The sequence below is a fragment of the Streptomyces sp. NBC_01803 genome, from assembly GCF_035917415.1.
Taxonomy (GTDB): domain Bacteria; phylum Actinomycetota; class Actinomycetes; order Streptomycetales; family Streptomycetaceae; genus Streptomyces.
In genome coordinates this window covers 1808692-1821122 of sequence record NZ_CP109073.1, presented here as the reverse complement: position 1 = coordinate 1821122, position 12431 = coordinate 1808692, and the positions used below count along the sequence as shown (strand labels likewise).

The 12431-nt window shown below is 73.1% G+C and carries 9 protein-coding genes; 4 read left to right on the top strand and 5 right to left on the bottom strand.

What is annotated here, in order from left to right:
* Positions 1–12 precede the first annotated feature (12 nt).
* The 3 genes from OIE51_RS07675 to OIE51_RS07665 form a co-directional block, all read right to left on the bottom strand.
* Positions 13–462: an ATP-binding protein gene (locus OIE51_RS07675; protein ID WP_326596440.1), complete on the bottom strand. Its 450-nt coding sequence runs from the start codon at positions 460–462 to the stop codon at positions 13–15.
* Positions 463–538: 76 nt separating this feature from the next.
* Positions 539–1315: an enoyl-CoA hydratase/isomerase family protein gene (locus OIE51_RS07670; RefSeq protein ID WP_326596439.1), complete on the bottom strand. Its 777-nt coding sequence runs from the start codon at positions 1313–1315 to the stop codon at positions 539–541.
* A gap of 34 nt (positions 1316–1349) precedes the next feature.
* Positions 1350–2579 (bottom strand): L,D-transpeptidase, encoded by a 1230-nt coding sequence (locus tag OIE51_RS07665; protein WP_326596438.1) that lies wholly within the window; start codon positions 2577–2579, stop codon positions 1350–1352.
* A gap of 249 nt (positions 2580–2828) precedes the next feature.
* On the opposite strand from OIE51_RS07665, the gene glgX reads away from it, so the two are divergent.
* The 3 genes from glgX (at position 2829) to OIE51_RS07650 (ending at position 7072) form a co-directional block, all read left to right on the top strand.
* Positions 2829–5039: a glycogen debranching protein GlgX gene (gene glgX / locus OIE51_RS07660; RefSeq protein ID WP_326596437.1), complete on the top strand. Its 2211-nt coding sequence runs from the start codon at positions 2829–2831 to the stop codon at positions 5037–5039.
* 405 nt (positions 5040–5444) lie between these two features.
* The gene (locus OIE51_RS07655; protein ID WP_326596436.1) at positions 5445–6497 is read left to right on the top strand and encodes a glucose 1-dehydrogenase; all 1053 of its coding nucleotides are present in this window, start codon (positions 5445–5447) and stop codon (positions 6495–6497) included.
* 89 nt (positions 6498–6586) lie between these two features.
* Positions 6587–7072 (top strand): general stress protein, encoded by a 486-nt coding sequence (locus tag OIE51_RS07650; protein WP_326596435.1) that lies wholly within the window; start codon positions 6587–6589, stop codon positions 7070–7072.
* 402 nt (positions 7073–7474) lie between these two features.
* Here OIE51_RS07650 and OIE51_RS07645 read toward each other — a convergent pair whose 3' ends face one another.
* The gene (locus tag OIE51_RS07645) at positions 7475–8017 is read right to left on the bottom strand and encodes a PadR family transcriptional regulator (protein WP_326596434.1); all 543 of its coding nucleotides are present in this window, start codon (positions 8015–8017) and stop codon (positions 7475–7477) included.
* A gap of 45 nt (positions 8018–8062) precedes the next feature.
* The gene (locus tag OIE51_RS07640) at positions 8063–10084 is read right to left on the bottom strand and encodes an NADPH-dependent 2,4-dienoyl-CoA reductase (protein ID WP_326596433.1); all 2022 of its coding nucleotides are present in this window, start codon (positions 10082–10084) and stop codon (positions 8063–8065) included.
* A 288-nt stretch (positions 10085–10372) separates the two neighbouring features.
* Here OIE51_RS07640 and OIE51_RS07635 point away from each other — a divergent pair, with 288 nt between their 5' ends.
* The gene (locus OIE51_RS07635) at positions 10373–12424 is read left to right on the top strand and encodes a hypothetical protein (protein ID WP_326596432.1); all 2052 of its coding nucleotides are present in this window, start codon (positions 10373–10375) and stop codon (positions 12422–12424) included.
* The last annotated feature ends 7 nt before the right edge of the window (positions 12425–12431 follow it).

Genomic DNA, 12431 nt, shown 5'->3' with positions numbered 1-12431 from the left:
CGGCGCGCGGGCTCAGTGGCCGACGACCCGCATCTCGAACCACGTCGACTTGCCGTGCGGGAGCAGGTCGACGCCCCAGCGGTCGGAGAGGGTGTCGACCAGGAACAGGCCGCGGCCGCTGGTCACCGCCATCGCGTGGACCGGGAGCTGGCAGGGCAGGGCGCGGGAGGGGTCGCGGACCTCGACGCGGATCCAGCCCCGGCGGCGACGGATGCGGAGGCCGAAGACGTGGGCGCCCGCGTGCTGGACCGCGTTCCCCACCAGCTCCGAGACGAGCAGCACGGCGTTCTCGGTCAGCTCGTGCGGCAGCATCCAGTGGTGCTGGAGCTGGCGCTGGGTGAGCCGCCTGGCGATCGCCGCCGACCTCGGCCGGGAGACGAGGCGGACCTCACCGGCCGACGGATCGGCGGTGAGGTCCCAGGCCGCGTCGGTCAGTCCGTCGTCTTCCATGACGTCCCGCATGGCCCCATCATGGCGCGCATATGCCGCGCGCGTGAGCCCTTCCCCGGGAAGTACCCCTCCACGGGTGACGGGCCGGTCAGTCGCGGGGCCAGAACGTCGCCTTGCCCGGCCCCTCCTCGACGAAGCTCCGCATGCCGTACGCGCGGTCCTCGGTGGCGAACAGCCCGGCGAACCAGCCGCGTTCGATCGTCAGGCCGGTGTCCAGGTCGGTCTCCAGACCGTCGTCCACCGCCTCCTTGGCCGCGCGCAGCGCGATCGCCGGGCCGGCCGCGAGCCGGGCCGCCCAGGCGTGGGCCTCGGCGTGCACCTCGGCGGCCGGGACCACCCGGTCGACCAGGCCGATGGCGAGCGCCTCGGCGGCCTTGACCTGACGGCCGGTGAAGATCAGGTCCTTGGCCCGGGAGGGGCCGATCAGCCGGGGCAGGCGCTGGGTCCCGCCCGCGCCGGGGATGAGACCGAGCAGGATCTCCGGCTGGCCCAGCCGCGCGTCGTCGGCGGCGAACCGGACATCCGCGCAGAGCGCCAGCTCGCAGCCGCCGCCCAGCGCGTAGCCGGTGATGGCCGCGACGACCGGCTTGGGGATGCGGGCGATGGCGGTGAAGGCGTCCTGGAGGCCCCGGGCCCTGGCGATCATCGCCGCGTGGTCCATGGCGCGCATTTCCTTGATGTCCGCGCCCGCCGCGAACATCTTCTCGCTGCCCCGGATCACCACGGCCCGCACGTCATCCCGGTCGGTGACCTCGGCGGCGAGCGCGCGCAGCCGGTCCTGCGTGGCGATGTCCAGCGCGTTCATCGGCGGACGGTCGAGCCGGAGAGTGCCGACGCCGTCCGCGACCTCCACATGCACAGTCATGCCGGAAGGCTAGCCGCCGTTCACCGGCGGCCTCTCACTGGCCCGCGCCCCACTGGCTCCACTCCATGTTCCAGCCGCTGAGCCCGTTGTCGGGAGCGATGATCTCCTCGTCGGAGTTGACGACCTCGACCACGTCGCCGATCAGCGAGTTCTCGTAGAACCAGGCCGCCGGGGTCGACGGGTCACCCGCGCCCTGGACGTCCGCCAGCCCGACGCAGCCGTGGCTGGCGTTCTCCGAGCCGAACACGCCCGATCCCGCCCAGTAGTTGCCGTGGATGAACGTGCCGGACGTGCTCAGCCGCAGGGCGTGCGGCACATCGCGGATGTCGTACTCGCCGCCGTAGCCCACCGTCGCCCCGTTCATGCGGGTCTCGGCGAACTTCTCGGTGACGACCATCCTGCCGTTCCAGGTCGGGGTCGCGGCGGCGCCCGTCGTCACGGGGAGGGTCCGGATCGTCTCGCCGTCGCGCACCACCCGCATGTCCTTGGCCTCGGCGTCCACGGTGGAGATCTGGGCGCGGCCCACGGTGAAGCTCAGGTCCTCGTGGAGCGTGCCGTAGACGCCGGGCGCGCCCTCCACACCGCGGATCCGGAACCGCACGGTCACCTCGGTGCCGGGCTCCCAGTACTCCTCGGGCCGGAAGTCCAGCCGCTGGAGGCCGAACCAGTGCCCCCGCACGTCGACCGGCGGCTCGGTGGTGATCTCGACCGCGTCGCGCACGTCCCCGATCTCCTCGATCGGGGTGTCGAAGGTCATCGAGAGGACCATCCCGACGCCCACGGTCGCGCCGTCCGGGATGTTCCAGCCGCTGTGGAACGTGGCGTCGGCCGCGACGGTGGTGAACGTGGAGGTCTCGGCCGTCGCGACGCCGTCCGCGTTCTCGCCGACCGCCGTCACGGTGTACTCGGTGGCGTTGGCCAGGTGTTCGGCCGGCTCCCAGCTCGTCCCGTCGTCGGCCAGCTCGCCGGGCACCTCGGCGCCGTCCGGGGCGGTCACGGTGACCTCCGTCAGCGTGCCGTCCTCGGCGCTGACCCGGAGCTCGCGCGCAGTGGCCACGCCGGTCGCGCCGTTGCCCGGGGCGATGGCGATCCGGACCTCGGGCGCCGTGGCCGTCGGGGTGTCGCGCCCGCCGTTCTCCGGGGCGTCCGAGCCGCCCCCGCCGCCGTCGCCCGAACTGCACGCCGTGACGAGGAGCGTGAGCAGCAGCCCCAGTACCGTCGCGACGACTCCCGGAATCCGTCCGCCCCTCGGTCGAGTGCGCACCTTCGTTCTTTCCCCCTCCAACGGCCGATCGTAGAGCAGGTAATCACACTGTGTGGGGTGGGGACATGGGCCTGACCGTCACCGTTTCGTCGCGGTTCAGCGCCGACCCGATAGGGGGCCGGCGGGGCGGCCATGGCAAAATGCCTCATTCGTGGCCTAGATGATCGATTGGCATGAAGGTATGGGCTCACACGTGAGGGTGGCCCGCCACCGGGAATCATTCAGAGATCGAGACATGGGAGGGCACACGTGTCCCAGGCACCCGAGCGCGTGCAGACCGACGTATGGCCCGGCGGGCCACAGCCGCTCGGGGCCCGGTTCGGCGCGGGCGCCGACGGCACCGAGGGCACCAACTTCGCCCTCTGGGCGGGCGGCGCCGAGGCGGTCGAAGTCTGCCTCTTCGACGACGAGGGGCGCGAGACACGCTGCCTGCTCGAAGAGCTCACCCATGAGATCTGGCACGGCTTCCTGCCGGGCGTCCGCCCCGGCCAGCGGTACGGATACCGCGTCCACGGCCGCTGGGACCCCCCTACCGGCGCCCGCTGGAACGCGGCCAAGCTGCTCCTGGATCCCTACGCCCGGGCCGTGGACGGCGAGTTCTCGCTGCCGCCCGAGGCGTATGGGCACGATCGGGACCACCCGCGCCAGGAGATCGCCGACACCGTCCGCGACGACCGGGACTCCGCGCCGTTCGTCCCCAAGGGCATCGTCGTGCACGACACCGAGACCTGGGCGGACGACATCCGCCCCAAGACGCCCTGGCCGGACTCGGTCATCTACGAGCTGCACGTGCGCGGCTTCACCATGCGCCACCCCGGCATCCCGCCCGAGCTGCGCGGCACATACGCCGGGTTGGGCCACCCCGCCGCCATCGAGCACCTCACGCGGCTGGGCGTGACCGCCGTCGAGCTGCTGCCGGTCCACCAGTTCGCGCACGAGGACCACCTGCTCCGGCGCGGCCTGCGCAACTACTGGGGCTACAACTCCATCGGGTACTTCGCGCCGCACGCCGCCTACAGCGCCTCCGGCAGCCGCGGCCAGCAGGTCGGCGAGTTCAAGTCGATGGTCCGCGCGCTGCACCAGGCCGGCATCGAGGTCATCCTCGACGTCGTCTACAACCACACCGCCGAGGCCAACGAGCGGGGCCCCACCCTCTCCCTGCGCGGCATCGCCAACCCCGGCTACTACCGGCTGGCCGAGGACGCCCGCCACTACACCGACTACACCGGCTGCGGCAACACCCTGCACGTCGTCCAGCCCCAGGTGCTGCGCCTGATCACCGACTCGCTGCGGTACTGGGTGCAGGAGATGGGCGTCGACGGCTTCCGCTTCGACCTGGCCGCCGCGCTCGCCCGCTCGTTCCACGATGTCGACATGCTCTCGCCGTTCCTCGCCGTCATCGCCCAGGACCCGGTGCTGCGCGGGGTCAAGCTCATCGCCGAGCCGTGGGACATCGGCAGCGGCGGATACCAGGTGGGCTCGTTCCCGCCGCTGTGGACCGAGTGGAACGACCGCTACCGCGACACCGTCCGCGACTACTGGCGCGGCGCGCTGCCCGACGTGCGGGACCTCGGATACCGGCTGTCCGGATCGAGCGACCTCTACGCCTGGGGCGGACGCCGCCCGTACGCCTCGGTCAACTTCATCACCGCGCACGACGGGTTCACCCTCCGCGACCTGGTCAGCTACGAGACGAAGCACAACGAGGCGAACGGCGAGGAGAACCGCGACGGCAGCAACGACAACCGCTCGTGGAACTGCGGGACCGAGGGCGAGACCGACGACCCGGCCGTGACCGCCCTGCGCCGCCGCCAGCTGCGCAACCTCCTCACCACCCTCCTGCTGTCCACGGGCGTGCCGATGCTCGTCGCGGGCGACGAGATGGGCCGCACGCAGCGGGGCAACAACAACGCCTACTGCCAGGACAACGAGATCAGCTGGATCGACTGGTTCCTGCTCGCCGACCCGGAATGGCGGCCCCTGCTCGATCTGACCCGCCGCCTGATCCGGATGCGCCGCGACCACCCCGTGCTGCGCCGCCGTGCCTTCTTCTCCGGCCGCCGCCAGGGTCCCGAGGGCATAAGGGACCTGGGCTGGTTCACCATCGAGGGCAAGGAGATGACCGAGGAGGACTGGTACGCGCCGAGCGAGACGCTGGGGATGTTCCTGTCCGGCCGGGACATCCCGCAGCGCGACGCCAAGGGCCACCCGGTGGTGGACGACAGCTTCCTGGTGATCCTGCACGCCGGGCCGGAGCCCGTGGACTTCCCGCTGCCGGGACCGCCCTGGGCGGAGGGCTACGAGCTGCTGGTCGACACCACCCGCGAGGACCAGGAGACCGCGCCGGGCACGGTGCACGACGCGGGCGCCACGCTCACCGTGCCCGAGCGCTCGGTGCTGATGCTGCGCGCGCTGCCGCTGGCGGAGGGCACCGGGAGCGACACACCGTCGAACGGCTGACGGCGCCCGGTCGGCGGCGCTCCCCACGCACCGGCTCTCCCAACGCACCCGCTTCCTCAACGCATCGGCGCTCCAGGCGCCTTGGCGTGCCCCGTACGGTAGGGCCGCGGTGCGGTCAACCGGGAAGCGGCAGACAACCGGGAAGCGGCAGAGGGGAGACGGCCGACGCGGCTCAGAAAGGTGCTCGTGGGCGTGCTCGCGGCGGGGGCGCTCGCGGTCCGCGCGGGCGGGTCGGACGGTGAACGACGTGGCGGGACCGGCCGGGAAGCCCGGCGGCCGGCCACGGTGGGGGCGGTGCCGCACAGCGTGACCGGCGCGACGCGGGCCACGGCCCGTGCCCCGGCGGCGCGCATCCCGGCACCCCGCCCGGTCGCCCGGCGCGTGGGCCCGTGCGAGGCTGGGGACATGCGTGCCGTCACCGTCCGCCCGCCCCGCCCGGACTCCCTGGAACTGCGCGAGCTGCCGGAACCCGAGCCGGGGGCCGGAGAGTTGCTCGTCGACGGGCTCGCCGTCGGGGTGTGCGGGACGGACCGCGAGATCATCGCCGGGGAGTACGGCTGGGCACCGGAGGGCCACGAGCGGCTGGTGCTCGGCCACGAGTCGCTCGGCCGCGTCCGCCGGGCCCCGCCGGACAGCGGCTTCGCCGCCGGGGACTTGGTGGTGGGCGTCGTCCGGCGGCCCGACCCGGAGCCGTGCGGGGCGTGCGCGCACGGGGAGTTCGACATGTGCCGCAACGACGGGTACACCGAGCGCGGCATCCGGCAGCGCGACGGCTACGCGGCCGAGGTATGGACCCTGGAGACCGGCTACGCGGTCCCGCTGGCGCCCGGCCTGGAGCGGGTCGGCGTGCTGATGGAGCCGGCCAGTGTGGTGGCCAAGGCGTGGGAGCAGGTCGAACGGGTCGGCGCCCGCGCCTGGTTCGAGCCGCACCGGGTGCTGGTCACCGGGGCGGGCCCGATCGGCCTGCTGGCCGCGCTGCTCGGCGCCCAGCGCGGGCTGGACGTCCATGTCCTGGACCGGGTCACGGACGGCCCGAAGCCCGCCCTGGTCGCGGACCTCGGCGCGGCCTACCACACGGAGGAGCTGGACAAGGTCACCGCGGCGCTCCAGCCGGACATCGTGATCGAGGCGACCGGGGTCGGCCGGCTCGTGGTGGACGCCATGGCGGGGACCGCGCCGTACGGCGTCATCTGCCTGACCGGCGTCTCGCCGTCCGGGCGCCACCTCACCGTGGACGCCGGCTGCCTGAACCGTGAGCTGGTCCTGGAGAACAACGCGGTGGTGGGCTCCGTCAACGCCAACCTCCGCCACTACCGGCAGGCCGCCGAGGCCCTGACGCGGGCCGACGCCGCCTGGCTGGAGCGGCTGATCACCCGCCGGGTGCCGCTGGAGCGCTTCGCGGAGGCGTACGCCCCGGCCCCCGAGGACATCAAGGTGGTGCTCACGCTGGGCGAGTGAGGAACGTTCCCCGCATTCCTCCCGTTGTGCTCCATTTGCGCGGTTCGCCGAACCGGCGCAGGCTGGAGGGCGAGGAAGGGAGCCTCGCGATGACGCAACACGCGCACGCCGCCGCCCCGGAGGCCGACCGCCCGGTGGTCGGCTCGTATCCGACCTACGAGGGGGCCCAGCGCGCGGTCGACTTCTTGTCCGACAGCCACTTCCCGGTGGAGCGCACCGCGATCGTCGGCTCGGACCTGCGCATGGTCGAAACGGTCCTCGGCCGGCTCACCCGCGGCAAGGCCGCGCTGGCGGGCGCGGGCACGGGCGCCTGGTTCGGACTCCTGATCGGCCTGTTGCTGTCCGTGTTCGCCGCGGGCGGACACGCCGTCCTGATCCTGATGCTGAGCGGCCTGGTCTACGGCGCGCTCTTCGGCGCCGTCTTCGGCTTCGCGAGCCACGCGTTCAGCGGCGGAGGCCGGGACTTCTCCTCGCGCAGCCGGATCGTGGCCGCCCGTTATGACGTGGTGGCCGATACCGAGGTCTCCGAGGACGCCAGGAATCAGCTCATCAAGCTCGGCTGGCGCGAGAGCTGAGCGCCGCGAGGAGCCCCGTACGGACCCCGGCCCGGCCGGGAACGGATTCTCGGTCGGGCCGGACGGAAACGGGTCACTGGGGAGAACGCGGGAGGTGGCCCCGCGGTTCCCACTTCGCGAAAATCGTTTCGAGCCAGTCGGTCAGATCCGCGACGACCTCGACGCGGTGGGTCTCGTTGACAGCTCGTGGGCGGGCACCGGCGCAGGTGGTGGGCCCGGTGGGTCAGGTCCTCGACGCCGGCCGTGCGGTAGCGCTCGACCAGCGGTCACTGAGGCCGGATCCCGGTGGAGCGGGTCCCGGTCGCCGACCAGCACGTGGACCGGCAGGCCGGCGGGCGCCGGAAAGTCCCGCCGGGCGCCGGAAAGTCCCGCCGGGCGCCGGAAAGTCCCGCCGGGCCCGGGTCAAGGGGTGCCGATCCGGCGGACCTCGGCCAGCGCGTCGGTGAGCCAGGCGATCCAGCCGGCCTCGAAGCCGATGCCGGCCCGCAGCACGAGAAGCCGCAGCCGGTCCTCGGGGGCGTCGCGCTCCGGCGGGAAATCCCGCTTCTCGATCGCCTCGTACTCCGCCAACTGCCTCCGATGCTCGGCCAGATGACGGTTCAGCTCGGCCTCGATACCCGCGCTGCCGACCACGGCCGCCGCACGCACCCGCACCAGCAGCGGATCGCGCATCGGCCGGGGCGGCTGGCTCGCGGACGCCCAGGCCGCCAGCTCCTCCTGGCCCGCGGGCAGCACCTCGTACTCCTTGCGCCGGCCGCGCGCCGCCTGTGCGGACGGCAGCGCGCGGATGAGACCTGACTCCTCCAGCCTGCCCAGCTCCCGGTAGATCTGCTGGTGCGTCGCCGGCCAGAAGTAGCCGATCGACCGGTCGAAGCGGCGGGTCAGCTCAAGGCCGGAGGACGGCTTTTCGAGCAGGGCGGTGAGGATGGCGTGCGGGAGGGACATGTCACGCATCCTAGGGAGTGGTGGTGGCCCCGGTCCGGGCCCGGTTCAGAGGGTCGCGGCCAGCTCCGTGCCCTGCCTGATGGCGCGCTTGGCGTCCAGCTCGGCCGCCACGTCGGCGCCCCCGATCAGGTGCGCGCCGCGCCCGGCGGCGAGCAGCGCCTCGTACAGGTCCCGGCGCGGCTCCTGCCCGGCGCACAGCACGACCGTGTCGACGGGCAGCACGTGCGCCGTTCCGTCCACGGTGACGTGCAGCCCGGCGTCGTCGATCCGGTCGTACGCGGCGCCCGGGACCATGGTGGCGCCGCGGGCACGCAGCTCCGTGCGGTGGATCCAGCCCGTGGTCCGGCCCAGGCCCGCGCCGACCTTGGAGGTCTTGCGCTGGAGCAGGTGCACGGATCGCGGCGACGTGGCGCGTTCGGCCGCGCGCAGGCCGCCGCGCGCCTCGTAGCCGGTGTCCACCCCCCACTGCCGGAAGTACGTCTCCGGGTCCAGGCTCGCCTTCTCGCCGCCGTCGGTGAGGAACTCGGCGATGTCGAAGCCGATGCCGCCCGCGCCGACGATCGCGACCCGTTTGCCGACCTCGGCGCCGCCGCGCAGCACGTCGACGTAGCTGACGACCATCGGGTGATCGACGCCGGGGATGTCGGGGACGCGCGGGGTGACGCCGGTGGCGACGACGATCTCGTCGAAGCCGAAGCCGTCGAGCAGCTCCGGGGTGGCGGTGGTGCGGAGGCGGACGTCCACGCCGCGGGCGGCGAGCTGGACCCGGTAGTACCGCAGGGTCTCGTCGAACTCCTCCTTGCCGGGCACCTTCCTGGCCAGGGTGAGCTGGCCGCCGATCTCGTCGTCGGCGTCGAAGAGAGTGACCTCGTGCCCGCGCTCGGCGGCGGAGACGGCGAACGACAGCCCGGCCGGGCCGGCGCCGACGACGCCGACGCGCTTGCGGCGTCGGGTCGGGGCGAGGACCAGCTCGGTCTCGTGCCCGGCGCGCGGATTCACCAGGCAGGAGGCGATCTGGAGACTGAAGGTGTGGTCCAGACACGCCTGGTTGCACCCGATGCAGGTGTTGATCTCCTCGGCGCGGCCGGCGGCGGACTTGGCGACGAAGTCGGGGTCGGCGAGGAACGGCCGGGCCAACGACACCATGTCGGCGTAGCCCTCGGCGAGCAACTGTTCGGCCTTCTCAGGGGTGTTGATCCGGTTGCTGGTGATCAGCGGGATCGAGACCGAGCCCATCAGTTTCTTGGTGACCCAGGCGTAGGCGCCGCGCGGCACCGAGGTGGCGATGGTCGGGATGCGGGCCTCGTGCCAGCCGACGCCGGTGTTGATGATCGTGGCGCCGGCCGCCTCGATCTCCTTCGCCAGCGCCGTGACCTCCGCCAGCGAGGAGCCGCCGGGGACGAGGTCGAGCATGGAGAGCCGGTAGACGATGATGAAGGCCGGGCCGACCCGCTCGCGGGTGCGGCGGACGATCTCGACGGGGAACCGGACGCGGTTCTCGTAGGAGCCGCCCCAGCGGTCGGTGCGGTGGTTGGTCGCCGCGGCGATGAACTCGTTGATCAGGTAGCCCTCGGAGCCCATGATCTCCACGCCGTCGTACCCGGCGAGCTTCGCCAACTCGGCCGCCCGGACGAACTCCTCGATCGTCTCCTCGACCTCGTCCCCGGTGAGCGCGCGCGGGGTGTGCGTGCTGATGGGCGCCTTGATCGCGCTGGGCGCCACCAGGTCGTCGTGGTAGGCGTACCGGCCGAAGTGCAGGATCTGCATCGCGATCCGCCCGCCCTCGCGGTGCACGGCGTCGGTGACGACGGTGTGCCGTTCGGCCTCGTCCTGGGTGATCAGCATGGCGCCGCCCTCCCAGGGCCGGCCGCGCTCACCGGGCGCGATGCCGCCGGTGACGATCAGGCCGACCCCGCCCCGGGCGCGGGCGGCGTAGAACGCGGCCATCCGCGCGAAGCCGCCCTCGGCCTCTTCGAGCCCGAGGTGCATCGAGCCCATGACCATCCGGTTGGGCAGCGTCGTGAAGCCCAGGTCGAGCGGGTTCAGCAGGTGCGGGTACGGAGTCATCGGTGCCTCCTCGGGCGTGCGTTCGGAACACCGCCATTATGCAACAAGTTGCAAAATGGGCCAGGGGTCCCGCCGCCACCGTGACCAACGCCTCAGCGTCGCCGCCCGGCATCGCCGCGGTCGTCGCACGGCGCGGTCGTGGTACGGCGCGGTCGTGGTACGGCGCGGTCGTCGTACGGCGTGGCCCAAGGTTTGCGAACTCCCCTCGTTCGCACCGCACTTCGTGACACGATACGTGCAGTGCCCGCACACCGAGCGTGTCCGTGCGGGGGTCACAGGGGGTGGAAGATGGTCACGCGGCCGGAGTACCCGCGGGGGATCAGAGAGATAGAGCTCCTCTTCGACCAGTGCCGGGGGCGTCCGGCCGGGAGCCGGGCGGAGCGGCGGCGGGGCCGCGAGCTGCCCGTCATCCTGCTCCTCGGCCGCCGCGGCAGCGGCAAGACGGCCACGCTGAACTGGCTCGGCTGGATCGCCTCCACCCGCCCCCGCGCGCCGTACGACTTCGCCTCGGACGCGCCCCGCAGACCGCATGAGGTGGCGGCCCGTCTCGCCTTCGGCCTGTCCTACCGGCACCCCAACCAGCCGGCGATCCGCTTCCCGCGGCTCACGCTCGGGCTGCTGGTGATGGACATGCGGCTCAGCTCCGATCTGAGCGGGCCGAGCCCGCGGGAGGAGCTGAAGGGGAGGCTGCGCCAGATCAAGGAGGACGGCGCCGGTGACACGGCGCCGGTCCTGCCCGAGTTCATGGCCCTCCTCCAGGACCTCAACCTCTTACAGTTCCCCGGGGCGAGCCTGCTGGTGAATCTCATCCAGCGCGGCCTGCCCCGGCTGCCGGTCCGCCTGCTGTGGCACACCGGCCTCGCCTGGTACCAGGCCCGGCAGGAGTACGCCGGGCTGGACGCGCTCGTCGCCCTCAACCAGCTCGCCCAGAGCGACGCCGACGCCGACCGCGAGGCCGTCGACCGCACCCTGTGCGAGGCGTTCGTCGCGGACCTGAAGGCCCATTACGCGCGGCACGACCGCGACCGCGCGTGCGTCCTCCTGCTGGACAACGTCGACCGGAACGGGGGCCGGGCCTTCCTCGACCTCCTCATCGACATCCGCGCCCACACCGACACCGCGGGCCCGGGTACGTCGTTCGACCCGCTGCTGGTGGTCGCCACCGCCGGCGACGCCGGGCAGATCCCCGGGCCGTTCGCTCCCGGCCCCAGCGGCCTGCGGGTCACCGCGCCCAAGGACGCCTCGTACGCCGCCTGGCGGCGGGCCAGGCCCCACCCCGCCGTCGACTCGGCCTGGCACTGGTACCCCGTCGGCCTGCAGGACCTGACGGCCGACGAGGTGGAGAGGCTCGCCGAGGGCGTGCCCCGGCTGGCGGAGGCCACCCCCCTCGTCCACCGCCTCACCTACGGACACCCGTGGAGTGTGCGGCAGCTGCACGGCGTCGTCCGGCAGGCCCTCGCCCGGCCGGACACCGGCGCCGACCTGCGCGCGGTCCTGGAGACGCCCGTGCCCCCGCCCGGGGCCGCCGGGCCGCCGGTACCGCTGGCCGAGGCCGCCGTGCGCCACCTGCTCAAGGACTTCACCGAGGAGCAGCGCGTCGCGCTCGCCACCTGCGCGGCGGCCCGCGAGTTCGACTCCGCCGTCGACGCCGGCCTGCTCGACGGGACCGGGGACCCCACGCTGCTCGGGGATGTCGGCGCCCGGCTGTGGCTGATCGCCCCGGTGGCCGAGGACGCCTCGACCCGGGGCGGCCACGGCAGCGGATATCTGCCCCCGGACTGCCACCCCGTCCCCCTGCCGGGACGGCCCGTGCTTCAGCCCTGGTTACGGCTTCTGCTGCTCCAGGAGCTCGCCGGCCGCCCGGCCGGTGAACGACCGGAGTGGTCGGCCGTCCACACCGGGCTGCGCGACTGGTGCGAGGACCACGCCCGGCCGCTCGACGCCTTCTACCATCGGCTGGCGCTGGGGGAGCTGGAGGCCGTCGTCGGCCGGCTGAACAACAGCCTTCGCACCCTGCCCGACATCGACGCCTGGCTGTACGAGCTCTACGCCATCACCGCCGCGCCGCTGCGCCGGCCCGTGGACACGGGCGGATCGGCGGCGCGCCGGGCCTTCCGGCTCGCCGAGGAGCTGGCACCCGCCGCGTTCCGCGACCACCGGGCCCTCACCGTCCTGGTGACGTCGCTCTGGCTGGCCACCGACCCGCGCAACCGGCTGCCGAGTCCGGCCCGCTCGCTCAACCCCACGATCAACTCGATGTTCCGCGAGCTGGGCGCCCACGCCGACGTGAAGGCGGCGGGACTCATGCACGAGGCCCACCGGTACCAGGAGCGCCCGTGACCGGTAC